General features: G+C 66.7%; 10 protein-coding genes. 2 read left to right on the forward strand and 8 right to left on the reverse strand.

Going from position 1 to position 15,796, the window contains the following annotated elements:
• Nucleotides 1–357 precede the first annotated feature (357 nt).
• The gene (locus QHF83_RS01475; protein WP_282415921.1) at nucleotides 358–3,471 is read left to right on the forward strand and encodes a beta-propeller domain-containing protein; all 3,114 of its coding nucleotides are present in this window, start codon (nucleotides 358–360) and stop codon (nucleotides 3,469–3,471) included.
• Nucleotides 3,472–3,531: 60 nt separating this feature from the next.
• On the opposite strand, the gene QHF83_RS01480 is transcribed toward QHF83_RS01475, so the two are convergent.
• Nucleotides 3,532–4,878, reverse strand: a complete 1,347-nt coding sequence (locus QHF83_RS01480; RefSeq protein ID WP_282415922.1) for a sigma 54-interacting transcriptional regulator — start codon at nucleotides 4,876–4,878, stop codon at nucleotides 3,532–3,534.
• A gap of 278 nt (nucleotides 4,879–5,156) precedes the next feature.
• Here QHF83_RS01480 and QHF83_RS01485 point away from each other — a divergent pair, with 278 nt between their 5' ends.
• Nucleotides 5,157–6,110, forward strand: coding sequence for a hypothetical protein (locus QHF83_RS01485; RefSeq protein WP_282415923.1), 954 nt, complete (start codon nucleotides 5,157–5,159; stop codon nucleotides 6,108–6,110).
• Nucleotides 6,111–6,165: 55 nt separating this feature from the next.
• On the opposite strand, the gene QHF83_RS01490 is transcribed toward QHF83_RS01485, so the two are convergent.
• From QHF83_RS01490 to QHF83_RS01520, 7 genes are all read right to left on the reverse strand, one after another.
• Nucleotides 6,166–9,597 carry a serine/threonine-protein kinase gene (locus QHF83_RS01490; protein WP_282415924.1) on the reverse strand — a complete coding sequence of 1,144 codons (3,432 nt, stop codon included), beginning with the start codon at nucleotides 9,595–9,597 and terminating at the stop codon, nucleotides 6,166–6,168.
• Between the two features lie 163 nt (nucleotides 9,598–9,760).
• Nucleotides 9,761–10,465: a peptidoglycan DD-metalloendopeptidase family protein gene (locus tag QHF83_RS01495; RefSeq protein ID WP_348980418.1), complete on the reverse strand. Its 705-nt coding sequence runs from the start codon at nucleotides 10,463–10,465 to the stop codon at nucleotides 9,761–9,763.
• 394 nt (nucleotides 10,466–10,859) lie between these two features.
• The gene (locus tag QHF83_RS01500; RefSeq protein WP_282415926.1) at nucleotides 10,860–11,357 is read right to left on the reverse strand and encodes a hypothetical protein; all 498 of its coding nucleotides are present in this window, start codon (nucleotides 11,355–11,357) and stop codon (nucleotides 10,860–10,862) included.
• Nucleotides 11,358–11,465: 108 nt separating this feature from the next.
• Nucleotides 11,466–13,649, reverse strand: a complete 2,184-nt coding sequence (locus tag QHF83_RS01505) for a prolyl oligopeptidase family serine peptidase (RefSeq protein WP_282415927.1) — start codon at nucleotides 13,647–13,649, stop codon at nucleotides 11,466–11,468.
• A 93-nt stretch (nucleotides 13,650–13,742) separates the two neighbouring features.
• Complete coding sequence (locus QHF83_RS01510) at nucleotides 13,743–14,207, reverse strand: GNAT family N-acetyltransferase (RefSeq protein WP_282415928.1); 465 nt, start codon at nucleotides 14,205–14,207, stop codon at nucleotides 13,743–13,745.
• A 38-nt stretch (nucleotides 14,208–14,245) separates the two neighbouring features.
• Entirely contained in the window at nucleotides 14,246–14,794 is a 549-nt protein-coding gene (locus QHF83_RS01515) for a hypothetical protein (RefSeq protein WP_282415929.1), read from the reverse strand.
• Between the two features lie 52 nt (nucleotides 14,795–14,846).
• A complete protein-coding gene (locus QHF83_RS01520; RefSeq protein ID WP_282415930.1) occupies nucleotides 14,847–15,638 on the reverse strand; it encodes a GON domain-containing protein in 792 nt (263 codons plus the stop codon).
• Between the last annotated feature and the right edge of the window lie 158 nt (nucleotides 15,639–15,796).

The raw sequence follows: 15,796 nt of genomic DNA on the forward strand, positions 1-15,796 counted from the left end.
GTGGCGCGGTCACACGCCGCTGCGACCAGGACGACGGCGAGGAGGCGTTTCGCGGGGTACGGGTTCGCTTCCATGCGTCGACCGCATTCTGCCACGAGCCGCCGCGCGAAAGCACAGGCGTGACCCGGGCTCAAGAGATTTCGCCCCCCCCACGCCTCGTCCGCGCCACGTCAGGACGATGTTGGCGAGGACACTTCGGCGCGTCGTGGAAGGTGAGATAGTCAAGACACCGACGTTGCGAATTTGCCCACTTTTGCCTTCTCCGGCGCCGCCGGGAGACTATGATGAGAATTTGTATTCCTTCATTTCATGTGAAGGAAGAAAGAGGGCAATACGATGGCTTTTTTACGCAGAAGAATGATGACGAGCACGGCGTGGCTCGGCGCGTTGCTGTTGCTCGTGGGACCGGGGTGCGCGGGGAGCGGGAGCCCCGACGAGGAGGAGAGGACCGCCGAGGACGGGGCGCCGAGCAAGCCGGCGCCGTCGTTCCTGACGGCGGATGATTTCCCCGAGATCTACTGGGGCGAAGAAGAAGAGGAAGAAGAAGAGGAGGAAGAAGAAGAGGAAGAGGAGGACGATCGCGAGCTCGAGGAGGGCGATATCTACCGCGTGATGGGCGGCGGTCGCCTGCTCAACCTGAACCGCTACCGCGGCCTTCAGGTCGTCGACTACAGCGACATCTCGAACCCGCAGATCATCGGCAAGCTGCCCATTTCCGGCACGCCCGTCGAGATGTACGTCGACGGAAACCGCGCGGTGGTGCTGCTGAACGAGTGGTACGGATACAAGGCCGATCCCGGAAAGCTCGCCGCGCGCGAGCGCAACGGCGGGCTCGTGGCCCTCGTCGACATCAGCGATCCCACGTCCCCCACGCTGCTCTCCGAGTACAACGTGCCCGGTCGGATCACGACGAGCCGCTACGCGAACGGCTCGTCGAAGGACTCGCTTTACATCGCCGCCGTGAAGAGGGGCTGGATCAACGAGAACGGCTACTGGGAGTACAAGAACGAGAGCGTGGTCAAGAGCTTCGACGTTCTGAGCACGGCCATGACGCCGAAGACCGAGCTCCAGCTCGGCGGTGACGTGACCGCGATTCAGGGCGAAGGAAATGTCCTTCTCCTGGCCCGCCGCATGTCGACCTGGCCGACGACGAGCAATGTCTCGATCGTCGACATCTCGGACGTCAACGGCTCGATGGCGCTGCGCGGCACGGTCACCGCGACCGGCTACGTCCGCACGCAATTCCACATGGACTTCCGCGATGGCCAGCTCCGGGTCTTCTCCGGTCCGGAGTGGGGCGGCTGGGGCCAAAATAGTTATCTGCAGACGTGGAACGCGTCGAACAAGGATAACCCCATCCCCGTCGCAAACGAGCCCTTCGGCGTGAACGAGCGGCTCTACGGCGCCGTGTTCATGAACGACAAGGCGTTCGCCGTCACGTACCGGCAGGTCGATCCGTTCCACACCTTCTCGATCGATCCGAATGGCCACGTCACGGAGGAGAGCGAGTTCATCGTCTCGGGCTGGAACGATTACCTTCGCCCGGTCGCGAATGGCACGCGGCTCATCGGCATCGGGGTGAACGATGAGAATGGTCGGAAGATGGCGGCGAGCCTCTACGACATCACGAACCTGCAGAACCCGAATCCGCTGCTCGATCGTGCCGAGACCGACACGAGTAGCGGCACCTGGAACTACTCCGACGCCCAATGGGATCACCGCGCGTTCAAGATCCTCGAGGGCGCGGTGAACGTGCAGGCGGACACGGGGGAGGCGGAGACGGGCCTCATCATGCTGCCCTTCACGGGCTACAAGTGGGAGAACAACAAGTACATCTACCGCTCGGCCGTGCAGCTCTTCACGTTCTCGAACACCACGGTCACGCGCCGCGGGACCTTGGATCACGTGGACAACGTGCGCCGCTCGACCCCCCTGGACGGGACGAACAACACCGCGGTCATCTCCGATACGGTGCTCTCGTTCCACGACCAGACGGACCTCGACGACCCCGAGCAGATCTCGCAGATCGACCTCGCCCCCGATTACGCGAAGATCATCCCGTGGGGCGATTACCGCGTCCGTATCCGGAACCCCGAGGGGTATTACTACTGGTGGAACAACGACGCGAACGCGAGGGCGGAGATCATTCCGAACGACGAGCACGCGGACCTCGCCGAGCCGGTGGCGACCTTCGAGGTCCCCTACGGGTCGTCCTATTACAAGGTCGGCAATCATCTGGTCACGTCGAAGTCGCGGTGGATGTGGCCGCAATACGAGACGACGCTCAAGGTCTACGACCTGACCGACCCCGTGCATCCGCAAGAGAAGGGCTCGCTCGTCACCACCGAGCTGACGCCGACGAACTACTGGGACACGAGCCTTCATGTGACGGAGAGCGCGCTCGTCTATCAGCAGGACCTCTATGACTACACCTACCTCGGCCCCTACCAGGGCCGCAGCGCGTGGCTCTCCGGCGTCAATACGTGGTGCAACAGCGATGTGGACGGCTGCACGTTCATCACGGGTCAACGCGCCTGCCAGACGCCTCAGGGCCAGCCGGAGTACTGCGCCGGCGGGTTCGCCGAATGCACGATCCACGTAGGCGCCGAGACCACGTGCGTGCCCCTCGACTGGAGCACGGTCGAGCCGCACGCGGTCTGGAGCCCCTACGAGGGTGATGGCTGGCGTTACCCGACGTACGCCACGTTCCAGATCGTCGATCTCTCGAATCCGTCGAGCCCCAAGGTCGTCCCGCAGAAGATCACGCTCAGCGGAGCCGACGAGTTCGCGGACGCGCGCGCGAATGGCAATGAGATGCTCATCACGGTCAAGAACCGCGTCGCGGCTCCGGGCGACAACCGGCCGTACACGAAGAACTTCGTCCGGCGTTACGACCTGACGAACCCCTCGGCGCCCGTCCTCGTTTCGAGCACCAACATCCCCGGCGTCCCCATCGACGCCTATGACAACCGGCTCTTCACGCGCGACCGGCAATGGGGCGGCTCCTGGCACGAGGAGGGCGTCACCCGGGTCAAGCTGACGGGCAACGGCGCGAAGCTCGAGAAGTACAGGAAGTTCGAGGGCAAGTCTGTCAACATGATGATGGTCGATAGCCACGAGCAGCCCGTCGCCAGCTATCGCTCGACCTGGACCTACGGACAGACCTCCGTCGCGATCCTGGATCCGCAGAACGGCAACAAGTCCGGCTTCAATCTCCTGTCGGAGACGAAGCTCGATAACAGCATGTCGCTCATCGGCGTCGACTCGCACCGCTGGTACTTGTACGTCGCCGGCGGCACGCTGGTGGCCGACGCGCACGACCCCGCGGCGATCAAGGCGCAGGCGTTCTTCCCGGTGTATTACTGGGACAACCAGCCCGTCGTGCACAACGGCCAGATTTTGGCCGCGGCCGGGCGGCTCGGCGTCTATCAGATCGGTGAGGACGAGTCGAACCTCCTCACGAGCGATTGACGCGCTGTCCCCCACCTCGAAGGGAGGGCCCGGCGCGCGCCCCGCGCTGGGCCCTCGGCCTCACCCCTCGCCGCCGTCGCCCTCGTCCCCGCTACGAACGTCGTACTTCCGGATGAGCGTGCGCAAATGGCTCCGGTCCATGCGCGCGAGCCGCGACGCCTCCGAGACGTTGCCCTTGGCGCGTGAAACCAGTTCGCGCACGTAGCGCTCCTCCCAGCGGTCCGCGGCCCTCTGCTTGGCCATGCGATACGGCACGCGCAGATCGAATTCGTCCCCGGTGACGTGGCCCGCGCCGCTCTCGGACGGTCCGCTCCCGAGCGCCAGAAGCGCCGGATCGTCGAGCAGAACCGCGCGCTCGACCGCGGCCCTGAGCTCGCGCACGTTGCCCGGCCATGCCTGCCGGCAGAAGGATTCGAGCAAATCGGCGGGCATGGTCCGTTGCGGCGCGAGCTCGGCATAAAAATGGCGCGCGAGCCGCTCGACGTCGCCCGTGCGCTCGCGCAAGGGCGGAATGTGAATGCGCACGACGTTGAGGCGATAGTAGAGATCCGCGCGGAACGTGCCGCGGTTGACCTCGGTCCGGAGGTCGCGGTTCGTCGCGGCGATGACGCGCGCGTCGAGCCGGATGCGCTGATTGCCGCCCACGCGCTTGACGGTCTTCTCCTCGAGGGCGCGCAGGAGCTTCGGCTGCATGTCGAGCGGCAGCTCGCCGATTTCGTCGATGAAAATGGTGCCGCCCGCGGCCTGCTCGAACGCACCGGGACGATCGGCGCTCGCGCCCGTGAAGGAGCCCTTCACGTGGCCGAAGAGCTCGCTCTCGATGAGCGTCGGCGCGATGGCCGTGCAGTCGAGCACCACGAACGGGGCGCGGGAACGCGCGCTCGCCTCGTGGATCGCCGCGGCGAGGACGCCTTTGCCGGTGCCGGTCTCGCCTTCGAGCAGGACGGTGGTCTCGGACGGGGCGATGCGGGGCAGGGCGGCGAAGATGCGGCGCATGGCGTCGCTCGCGCCGAGGACGGAGCCGAATCGATCCTCGGGGCTCAGGGCCTCGCAGATGTCCTCGTCGAGCAGGTCGACGCGCAGGGTGGTGCGCCCGACGCGGACGCGCGCGGCGTCGTCGATATAACCCGTGAGGATGCGGGTGCTGCCGATCCAGGTGCCGTTCGAGGAATCGAAATCCCGCAGGAAGAAGCCCTCGGGCGTGGCGGTAATGCTGATATGGTGGCGGGAGACCGTCGGGTCGGAGAGCACGAGGTCATTGCCCTGGGCGGTGCCCACGGCGACCTCGCTCTTCTGGGCGCGCAGGGTGGCCCCCGTATCCGGGCCCTCGATCACGGTGAGCGAAAAACCTTCGAGCCGCAGCTCTTTCGCGCTGGGGCGGAGGAGCAGGGTGCCATCCGTCGACATGCGGGCACGTTACCACGCGGCGCTCGTCGCGGGGTGGCGGGTCGAGGCGCGCGCTGGAGGGCGTGGCCTCCAGGGGATGGAGGGGCGGGCCTCCAGGCATGGAGGCTCGGGCCTCCAGGGGATGGTGGTTCGCTCCTCCAAGCCTGGAGGCCAGGCCCGCCAGGGGAGCACGGGGCGCGCGCGAAATCGCTGGGTCTGCGTTTTTTTCGCGGCGTTTCGAGCCGTGGCACGGAACGTGGATAGTCCCGATGCCGAGGACTTGGCGGAGGACGATGATCATGACGACGACGCAGCGCACGCATCTGATTTCGCGGTTCGGGTTTGCAGGGGCGCTCGTCGCGTCCGCGCTGGTTTTTCCGGCTTGCGGTGGTGAGCCCGTCGACGTCGAGGATTTCGAGGGAGAGGTGGGCGAGGCCGAGCAGGCGACCGGCCCGACCGGCGCGAACAACCTCCCGCCCTTCGCCATCGACAGTGATCCGCTCGCGCGCAGCGTGACCGACGCCCACGGCATCACGTCGACCACGAATCCGGACCCGCTCCCGCTTTGCAAGAACGGCACGGTGACCGCGACGGGCTGCACGTTGAAACCGGAATGGGAGTCGTGGATGGCGGCGGACGCGACGAACCGCGGCCCGATGATGAAGGGAATCGCGAAGTGCTCGATTTCGACGAGCTTCACGATCACGACGAACGACGGCACGCTGACGTTTCCGGGGCAATGGGAGCTCTACCCGAACTGGAAGACGAATCGGCTGACCGGCGAGGACAAACGCGAGCGCGTGAGCTCCTGCCTCCTCTCGCTCCTCAATGGGAACAACCTGGAGCTCGCGATTTGCATCGTCGGCCCGGGCGGGGCGCCCTTCAGCACGCCCTGCAGCGATCCGCGCCTCACGATCCGCGAGGGCGGGTTTTACGGGAATCTGTTTGCCACGAATCCCACCGCGTACGTCGCCGGCCCCGACACCGCGGACCCGGTGGACAGCGGTCGTGCGTGCTTCGGGTCGCAGGGCAACTACTGCTGCGCCGAGAATGACACGAACTGCAACCACCGCATCGTGCTGACCGGGGCGATCCTGGGCTCGCCCGATCAGAACTTCGCGAACAAGCGCTGCAATGCGCCGCTCGTGGACGCAGGCGGCGGGCACTGGTACTGCCCCTCGTTCTTTTCGACCCGAGAGCCGAATCGCAGCTACACGAACGTGTTCACGACGTTCGTCCCGCCGGCCCAGTGAGCCGTCGTCCTGCCGCTTGCCCTTCGACGTCCCCCCGCCTTCCTCTTTTCCCCTCCTACCGCCCCTGAACCCTTCGATTCACCTCGGCGGCCGCCTTCCCGTAGCGGCCCTCGAGCAGCGGGTTTCCTGCGAATGCCCGTGCGAGGCTCGCTTTGGCGCGCTCGAGCGAGGCTTTCTCCTGCGCCGGGTCGATCCGCGCCTTGGCGAGGGAAAGCGCCCCCTCGATCGCGAGCGCTCGCGGCATGCCTGGAGCGAGCTTCAGCGCTTGCTCGATGCTGCGCAGGCCCTCGTCCACGACGGGGCCCGGCGGGACCTTCGGGCGCTCGCTCGCGAGCAATGCCTCGGCACGGTCGAGACAAACCTCCCCCAGCAAGAGCCAGAGCTCCCCGCGCTCGGGGACCTTCTGCGTCGCCTCGCGCGCGCGGAGCTCGGCTTGCTCGAAGGACGCAAGAGAGGATGCGTCTTCTTTCGAGGCCCAGCCGCCCTGCGCGGTCCGGAGCAATGCTTCCACGGCCTTGCAGTCGGGATTCTCGGGCTCGATGCGATAACACGGCTCCAGCGTGCGCAGCCCCGCGTCGAGGCTCGGCCGGGGGTCTTCGCCCTGGGCCCGCTGGTGGCTGGCGAGCAGGTGATGCGCGCGCGCCAGCTCGTGCTGGACGTACACGAAATTGGGGTCGATGGCGAGCGCGGCCTTGAAGCGATCGATGGCCTCCTGGCCGAGCTTTCGCCCATCTTTTCCCGCGTCGAGCCGGTACGAGGCGAGGTTCATGGTGGCCAGACCCGCGTTCACGTGCGCCAGCGGGTTCTGCTGGTTGATCTGGATCGCGCGCTCCGCCGCCTGCACCGCCGCCTCCACGGAGCTCTCCGGGTTCTGGCCGTGGTCCGATTGCCACTGCGAGAGCTCCGTCAGCCAGACGGCCGTGTTGTTGTGGCCGATCACGTATCGTTCGTCGAGCTCTGTCGCCTTCCGGGTCATGTCGATCGCTCGTTCGAGCAGAGCCTTGCATTCCTCGTTCCGCCTCTTCTTGCTGGCCCCGGAATAGCCGAGCGCGAGCCCATAATCATTGTAGGCCCAGGGAAACTTTGGGTTCAAACGGATCGCCTCTTCGAGGTACGCGTAGGCTTTGTCGAGCAAGGGTTGCACGGGCCGTCCACGATCGAGCAGGTGCTCGGCGAGCTTCGTGTATGCGGCCCCCGTGATTTCCTGGGCGTAGGCGTCTCCGGGGTGGAGCACGACGGCCTGCTCGCCCACGGTGATCTGGGCTCGGAACAACCGCTCGACCTCGTCGGAGGGCGCCCCGTGCCCCTGCGCGTATTGCGCCTCGAAGTAGTATGCGAAGGCCTTTTTCGTGTGCCCGCTCGACTCCGCGGGGGCAGCCTCGAGCGCCTTGTCCGCCGCGGAGAGCGCCTTGTCGAGCTTCGGCTTGGGATCACGTCCGCTGTAGAGATCCATCTCCTCCTGCCGGATCCAGGCCTCCGCGAGCGCCTCGTACACCTGGTGATCGCTGCGCCCGATGTCCGCCGCCTGCTCGTAATGCGCCACGGCCTCGGCGAAATCGCGCTCGGCCTGGTCGTTCTCCCCGCGGTCCTTCGCGCCCTCGGCGCGGGCCATGAACACGTCGCCTTCGAGCTTCTCGGCCTCGTACAGCCACGAAAGCCCGCCGCGGGCGCTGCGCGCGCTTTGCAGGGCCTCGTCGTAGCGCCGGTTGTAGAAATGGATCAGGCCTTCGAGGTAACTCGCCGGCACCGTCGGCAGGCCCCGGCAGCGCGTGAGGTGCGCGAGCGCCGGTTCGAGGTACTCCTCGTCGAGCTCCTGCTTGCGCTTCTCGAAATAGCTCTTGTCGCCGCTCCTGCGCGCCTCCTCGATCGCCCGGCTGTAGAGCTCGCCGAGCACCCGCCCGAGCGCGTAATCGAGCTCGGGCTCGCGCACGCCGAGGGACGCGGCCTGCGTGAGCTCCGCGTGCGCCCGATCCCACTCCTTCAGCGCGAGGTAGCCGCGGCCGAGGGCATAATGATCGAGCCCCGCCGCGAGGTCGCCGAAGCTCCGCATCTCCGCCTCGATCTCCGCCATGCGGGCGCGCACGACCGCCTTCTCGGGGCCCGTGTCGTGGAGCGGCACGAGGTACGCGCTGCGCACCAGCCACTCGAGATCCTTCACCGCCTGGCCGAGCTTCTGCCCGAGCTCGGCGCGCTTCTGGGCGATCGCCTCGTTTCGCGCATTGACGATCACCGTGCGGACGCCGTAGCCGGCGAACGCCACGAGGCTCGACACGAGCGCGATCACCGCGAACGCCATCGGCTTGTTGCGCTTGGCCCGCCAGTAGAGGCGCGTCGGCAAGCCGAGGCGGCGCGCGAGCACGCGCTCGCGGTTCAGGAATCGTTCGAGATCGTCGGCGAGCTCGGCCGCGGCCGGATAGCGCTGGTGCGGTTCCTTGTTCAGGCACTTGCCGACGATGATGTCGAGCGCGAGCGGGATCGACGGATCCCTCTGCCGCAGCGGGACCGGCTCCTGGATCAGCACCTTGAGCAGGACGTTGACCGCGCTCTCGTCCTCGAACGGCGGCGCGCCCGCGAGGATGTCGTAGAGCGTCGCGCCGAGGCTGTAGACATCGCTGCGCGGATCGATCCTGCGCACGCTTCCGCGCGCCTGCTCGGGCGGCATGTACCCCGGGGTCCCCATGACCGTGCCCGATTCGGTGAGGCCCTTCGTCTCGCTCGCCTCGCGCGCGAGGCCGAAGTCCATGAGCACGGGGCGATACGAGGGATGTTCGCCCGCGTCCCCGCTCTTCTCGACCATGATGTTCGCGGGCTTGATGTCGCGGTGAATGATGCCGATGCGGTGCGCGGCGTGGACGGCCTCGGTGACCGTCTTCATCACCCGGACCTTTTCGTCGAGCGTCATCGCCTTCGCCGCGTCGCCGAGCGAGAGGCCCCCGACGAGCTGCATCGCGATGTACGCCTTGTCCTCGACCTCTCCGACCTCGAGGACCTTGCAGACGTTCGGATGATCGATGCGCGCCTGCGCCCGCGCTTCCTGGAGGAAACGTTTCGTCGTGATGGGATCGGCCCCGTGGATGAACTTGATCGCCACGTGACGTGCGAGCCGCCGGTCGCGCGCCTCGTAGACGGAGCCCATGCCGCCGCGACCGAGGAATCGTACGATTTCGTAACGATCCCAGCGCTTCGGATCCGCGAGGGGCGAGCGCTCGGAAGCGGCGGGCAGATCGGCCGGGATTTCAGCGGGAATCTCGATCGGCGCCTCGGCCGGGGGCGGCTCCGTGGGAGCTTCCGCGGGGGACGCGCTGGCCTCTGGCGGCGTGGAATCCACGCGCGCCGCGCCACGCCGGCGGCGCCTCTCGCGGGCCAGCTTCACCGTGACCGGAGCCGCTTTTTCCGGGGGAGCGGGCGCGATCGTATCGGCGATCGCGAGCGCCTCCGGACCCGAGAGAGTCTTCTGATCGTGGCCTTTTTCGGGGGGCTGGCCCATCACGTCACCTTGGTCTCGGGAGGCCGTCGCTCGTCAAGCGCTACATGCGCAAGGCGGCGCCGGTCGCGTGGCAAACTCCCTTGCAACCGGGAGACCAAGGAACACGCGGAGCGGAGGATGCGGGCGGGAAGCTTATGTCAGGACGAACGGGGAGAGGGCAGGCTCACTTGCAGGTCGGCGCGACCTGGCCGTCCGAGCCGGTCGAGACATAAGCGTCCGACACGTACCCGTTCCCGATGAAGTCCCAGAGCGTCGAGGTGCCGTAGGTGCCCGTCACCGAGGTCCCCTGCTTCTGACAGGTGATCGTGACCTTCGCGCCGTCCGCGACCGATCCCACCGCGGCGCTGCTCGTGCTCGCGTCGGCGCGCACCGTGAGGTCGGCGCCGCTCGTGTTCACCGTGCCGACGACGGACGTCCCGCCGCCGCCGCCGCCGCCGCCGCAGCTATTCTTGCTCGTGTAGTTCTTGGTGCCGTAGAAGTACGCCGTGGCGCCATTGAAGACGGGTCGGATGGCGACGCCATTGCGGCGCACCTCGTAATGGAGGTGCGGGCCGGTCGAGCCGCCGGTGTTGCCGACGGTGCCGATCTTCTGGCCCTTGCTCACGCTCTGCCCGACCGAGACGAGCTGCGAATTGAGGTGCGCGTACCGGCTGCGATACCCATTGCCGTGGTCGATCTCGATCCAGCGGCCATAGCTCGTGTTGCCCTCGTTCGCCACGCGGGAGACTTTGCCGCCGGCCGAGGCGACGACCGCGTCGCCGATGTCGTCGCTGCGGTTGAAATCGACCGAGTTCTGCGGGCTGTGGTTCGTCCGGGTTTGTCCGGCCCAGACCTGCCCGCAGGGGAACGGGAGCTGGAAGGCGGGCATGTCGCTCACGCCCTCGCTCGTGCTGCCGACTTCCTCGTCCACGGCTTCCTCCCCCGGCGGAGGGCCGTCGTCCAGCCACTCGTCACCGCCGAGCGCCGAGGCCGGATCGAGCTCGTCCGGCGGCTCGCCGCCGCAGCCGCTCAGTGCGAGGCCAGAGGCAAGGACGAGCACGTTGGAGACAAGGGCCCACTTCGACGTCGTTCGCATGGACCACCGGTTCAGCAATGCGCGTACCGACCCGCAATCGTGGAGGCCGGACCACGAAATCGACCCTCGGCTCCACGATCGCGGAACTTTTTCGAAGAATGGCGGCGTCCTGCATCACGAAACGAAGGCCCAGGGTGGGGTAACCGTTCCCCACCCCTTGGGGCAGCCGTTCCCCACCCTGGGGCGTTCATTCATCGCAGACGGCTTCGAGCTCGATCGGCAAGGTGATCCCGTTGCTATCGTTCACGGCTTCGCCGATCGGGAGCCTCGACTGGGTCACGGAGATGGTGGCGCCGGGGTCGATGATGACGCGGCGCGGGGTCCCCTCGAACGTCACCTCGATCTTGCCCTGGGCGGGGATGGGCACCGGCTCCGCGTCGGCCGGCGCGTCCATCCGCACTGTCACCCCAGTTGTCGGGTCGATGCGGTACGAACGAATCTGTTTGCCCGGGGTCATGGCACAGGGCGACCACATCATCTCGCCGTGCACGTAGACGAGCCCGTCGGCCACCGAGACCTCGTCCGGTGCGAACGTGATCCCGCCTTCCCAGAAGCAGTTCACGTCGCTCCCGTTGTCCACGGGGCACGGCCCGTACACGTCGCCCCCGCTGCAACCCATGGCCAGAACCACCGCGCCGAGCGCCGCCACGATGCCACACGTCCACTTCGTCGCCCTGCCTCGCATGTCATACCTCGCGTTCTCGAACCTGGGTTTTCGGCCCATTTCGGGGTCACAAAAGGCAACACGCGTGCCGAGGGCAGCGCTCTCTCGGGGGATTGCGAGGGGAGGGGGTTACTTCGTCAGCAGACCGAGCTGTTTGCCGAGGAACGTGAACGCGAGCGCGTCCATGTAGGCGCGCTGCTCGTTGTTCGCGGCGCCGCCGTGGCCGCCCTCGGTGTTCTCGTAATAGAGCAGATCCTGCCCAAGCTCGAGGAGCCGCGCGACCATCTTGCGCGCGTGGCCCGGATGCACCCGATCGTCCCGCGTCGACGTGGTGAAGAGCGTGCGCGGGTACCGCGTGCCGCTCTTCAGGTTCTGGTAGGGCGAGAACCTGGCGAGCGCGGCGCGCTCCTCGGGTTTGTCGGGGTCGCCATATTCATCCATCCACGACGCGCCCGCGAGGAGCTTGTGGTAGCGCATCATGTCGAGCAGCGGCACCTGGCACACGATGGCCCCGAAGAGATCCGGCCGCTGGGTCATCATGACCCCCATGAGCAGGCCACCATTGGAGCCGCCGATGATGCCGAGCTTCGGCGTCGAGGTGACCTTGCGCGCGATGAGATCCTCGGCGATGGCGATGAAATCGTCGTACGCGCGCTGCCGGTTCTCCTTGAGCGCGGCTTTGTGCCAGGCAGGACCATATTCGCCGCCGCCGCGGATGTTCGCCACGACGTAGACGCCGCCGCGTTCGAGCCACCCGGCGCCGGTCGACGCTTGGTAGTACGGCGTCATGGACGCCTCGAACCCGCCATACCCTTCGAGGAGCGTGGGCGCGGTGCCGTCGAGCGGTAGGTTTTTCTTGGCGATCTGGAAATAGGGGACCTTCGTCCCGTCCTTCGAGGTCGCGAACCGCTGGACGACGTCGAGCCCGGCGGCATCGAAGAAAGCGGGGTTCTTCTTCACGGTCTCGGCGCGGGCTTTTTTGGTCGCGTTCCCGAGGGCAAGCGTCGTCGGCACCGTAAAATTGCTCTCCAGGAGCCAGTAATCGTCGGAGTCGTGCTCGTCGTAGGCAAAGGCCGAGACCGCGCTCATGGGCGAGGTCTCGAGCTTCGTCCGGACGAACCCATTTTTCGTTCGCGTATGCACGAAGACCGAGCTCTTCACGTCCTCGAGCTCGACCGTCACGAACGTCGTCTTCATGCCCATGTAGCTCTCGAGCGACGTGTTCGGCTTCGGCTCGAACAGCGCGGTCATTTCGCGTTTTCCAGCGCGATACTCCGCGAGCGGGGCGATGAGCAACGAGCCGGCCGGCCAGGTCTTGCCAGCGGTGGGCCACGCGCTGCGCAGCTTGAGGAGGAGCTGGCCATCCCAGACGCTCGCCTCCGCGTCCTCGGGTTTGTCGATCTTCTCGTATGCGTCCCCGTTCCGGATGTGGAGCTCCTCCGTGAAGAACGACGGCCTGCGGTAGACCAGGTCGCGCTCCTTGCCGTGGTCGAACTGGCGCTCGCCACTCACGACCATGTCGGTCTTCTGCCCCTCGAACAGCGTCTTCGCATCGGCGAGCTTCGTGCCGCGTTTCCACTCCTTCACGATTCGCGGATAACCCGAATCCGTGAGCGAGTCGGGGCCGAAGTCGGTCCCGACGTACACCGTGTCGAGGTCCTTCCAGTAGATCTCGCTCTTCGCCTCCGGCAGCGTGAAGCCGCCTTCGACCATTTTCTTCTCGACGGTATCGAACTCACGGACCACGGACGCGTCCGCGCCGCCGCGGGAGAGGTGCAGGAGGCAACGCTCGTACTTGGGATACAGGCAATCCGCGCCGTGCCACACCCAGTTCTCGTTCTCGGCCTTGGCGAGGGCGTCGAGGTCGAGGACGACCTCCCATTTCGGCGTCGGCTTCTTGAACTCGTCGAGCGTGGCGCGTCGGTAGAGGCCGCGCGGGTTCTTGTCGTCGCGCCAGAAGTTGTAGACGTACTTGCCCAGCACCTTCGGGACGGGGATTTTTTCCTTGGAATCGTAGATGCGGCGCAATCGATCCCGCAGCGCGCCGAACCCCGGCGCGGCTTCGAGCTCCGCCTTCGACTTTGCGTTTCGCTCGGCCACCCACGCGAGAGGCTTGTCCCCGAGGACCTCTTCGAGCCAGAGGTAGGGATCTTCGACCTTGGGCTCGGATTTGCTCATCGCCGGGGCCTCCGTCTTTGCCTGCGTTTCGTTCGCGATCGTCGTCGCCGCGGGCGGCGGCGTGGGGGGTGGCGCCGTTTTCGTGGCGCAGGCGCCGAGCAGGAGCGCGCCGAGGAGGGGAGCCAGGTTTCGCATGGCGCGCAGTAAAGCGTATTTCCGGGCGCGCAGGAAGGCCACTTCAGGCCTCGTCGTCGTGGGCTCGGCCGATGGCATTCGACGGCGCGAGCGTCAGGCGGGAGGCGCCCCGATGTCGAGCTTCATGCCCTCGTGGGACGCGGTGAAGCCGAGGCTCTCGTAGAAGCGCTTGGCGTCGGTCCGGGCCTTGTTCGTGGTGAGCTGCACGAGCCGGCAGCCGCGCGCCCGTGCTTCCTCGATGGCCCACATCAGCATGCGCCGGCCAATGCCCGCGCCGCGACGGCTCTCGGCCACGCGTACGCCCTCGACGATCATCCGCAGGCCGCCCTGATACGTGAGACCCGGGATGTATGTGAGCTGCAAGCAACCGATGACGGCGCCGCCGTCCTCGACCACGATGAGGCGGTTGTTCAGGTCGCGCTCGATCGCCTCGAACGCTTGATAATAGCCGTCGGGCAGAGGGCCCTCGGTGGTCTCGCGGGTCGCGCCGAGCGCGTCGGCGGCGAGGAGATGGACCACGGTCGGGACGTCGTCGCGGCGGGCATCACGGAAAATCATGGGGATTGGCGTAACCCTGTCGGGGAAAGGGCCGCGCGTCAAGGTTCGGGGGAGGGCTCTGCGGGCTCCGCGTTCGCGGCCACCTGCCGCCGTCGTTGTCGTTCCTTGAGGATGTCGTTGATCCGCTGCACGGCGCCCTGGCATGCATCGATGAGCACGAAGAGCTGGGCCAGCGTGGCGATCCACGGCGCCGGGAAGAAGCGACCGTTCGACGCGCCGAAGCCGCCCGCGAAAATGGCGTTGACGAAGCAAAACAACGTCCCGAGCGAGGCGAACAGCATCGAGGCGAGCTCCATGAGCAGGCGCGCGAGAGCATTGCGCATGCGATGCTGCAACAAGCCCAGCAAGACCGGCGTCAGGATGAGGACGGCGATGCTGATGCCGTTGCTCGGACGCTCGGTGAGGACGTCGATGCCGGTGAACGTCTTCGGGCCGCCCTCGCAGGAGGACCTCGCCCCCCATTCGAAGGGGAGCGTGAGCGCGAAGAGCGCGAGCAGGACGAGGCGCCGATACGGGCTTCGGCGTGGCTTGTCGCGTGGGATTTCGGGGAGATCCGGCTCCGGGCCGCTCGCTTGTTCGTCCGCCATCGCGGGTGATGGTATCGCAAAAACGGCCCGGCCCGGATCGATTTTGTTCGGTTCAGGGGGGCGGCACGAACTCGAGGGCGAGCTGGAAGTCCCCCGCGTCGTTGAAGGGGTTGAACGTCGCCGGGTTCGAGCAGATCCAGCCGCAGAAGCCGCCGCCGCTCAGGTTCACGACGCGGTTGTCCGAGCTGTAGACCGCCGAGCCCGAGGAACCTGCGCCGCCGACCTGGAACGCGTCCTCCGCCACCGCGAAAGGCGTGCCGGTGAGGTCGATGTTGCCGACGCCCGAGGGCGACGCGTCGCAGGACATGCCCACACCGTACGGCATCGACGTGACCGACCCGCCGCCGTGAATGAGCTCCCCGCTCGACGAGGAGAAGGTCTGGTCGCCGATATCGACGAGCAGCGTCTCCGGATCGATCCGGATCTTCGTGTAGCTCGTCCGCACGTTCGTGCCCGAGACGGCGCCGCCCGTGGTGTACTGCGAGAAATTCGCCGAAGCGCTCGTGTTCTGCAGCGTGAGGTACTCGGCCGGCGACGAAGCCATGTTGTGGCAGTACGCGGTCCAGCCCTTCGCCACGTCGTGGTCGACGTGCAGGAGGTAATGGCCGTCGCCGGCATTGGGCGTCCGATTCCGGATCTCCTGGCACGTCGCCGGGGGGGGCGGCGGAGGCGGGGGAGGCGGAGGCTGCGGGCCGAGGGCCTGCTCGGTTTCTGCGAGCGAATCTTCCGAAAGATCGGCGGCGTCGAGATCCGAAACGCTATCGGCGATGCAGCCAGTCATGAACGGGGCGAGGATGGCAAACGAGAGGGCGAAACGCGAGATGAGGTTCCGAGCGAGATTCATGGTCAGCTCCAGCAGGGCCAAAGTGTTTTTCCTAGAGCGCCGAACGGTTCGATCCTCCCAGGAACTACGCGGCGTTGGCCATGTCGCTGCGACGCTGGATTACCTCGAGGTTCAGCATGGCGGCATGGCGTCTCAGGTCGAAGAGATTGTTGCGTAAG

Source organism: Polyangium sp. 15x6, from assembly GCF_029960785.1.
In the GTDB taxonomy this organism is placed as follows: Bacteria; Myxococcota_A; Polyangia; order Polyangiales; family Polyangiaceae; genus Polyangium.

Excerpts from the sequence above, each read along its gene's own strand:
- QHF83_RS01475 (WP_282415921.1), top strand. The coding sequence starts at position 358 with ATGATGACGAGCACGGCGTGGCTCGGCGCGTTGCTGTTGCTCGTGGGA.
- QHF83_RS01495 (WP_348980418.1), bottom strand. The coding sequence starts at position 10,465 with ATGCCCGCCTTCCAGCTCCCGTTCCCCTGCGGGCAGGTCTGGGCCGGA.
- QHF83_RS01505 (WP_282415927.1), bottom strand. The coding sequence starts at position 13,649 with ATGCGAAACCTGGCTCCCCTCCTCGGCGCGCTCCTGCTCGGCGCCTGC.
- QHF83_RS01480 (WP_282415922.1), bottom strand. The coding sequence starts at position 4,878 with ATGTCGACGGATGGCACCCTGCTCCTCCGCCCCAGCGCGAAAGAGCTG.
- QHF83_RS01510 (WP_282415928.1), bottom strand. The coding sequence starts at position 14,207 with ATGATTTTCCGTGATGCCCGCCGCGACGACGTCCCGACCGTGGTCCAT.
- QHF83_RS01490 (WP_282415924.1), bottom strand. The coding sequence starts at position 9,597 with ATGGGCCAGCCCCCCGAAAAAGGCCACGATCAGAAGACTCTCTCGGGT.
- QHF83_RS01485 (WP_282415923.1), top strand. The coding sequence starts at position 5,157 with ATGACGACGACGCAGCGCACGCATCTGATTTCGCGGTTCGGGTTTGCA.
- QHF83_RS01515 (WP_282415929.1), bottom strand. The coding sequence starts at position 14,794 with ATGGCGGACGAACAAGCGAGCGGCCCGGAGCCGGATCTCCCCGAAATC.
- QHF83_RS01520 (WP_282415930.1), bottom strand. The coding sequence starts at position 15,638 with ATGAATCTCGCTCGGAACCTCATCTCGCGTTTCGCCCTCTCGTTTGCC.
- QHF83_RS01500 (WP_282415926.1), bottom strand. The coding sequence starts at position 11,357 with ATGCGAGGCAGGGCGACGAAGTGGACGTGTGGCATCGTGGCGGCGCTC.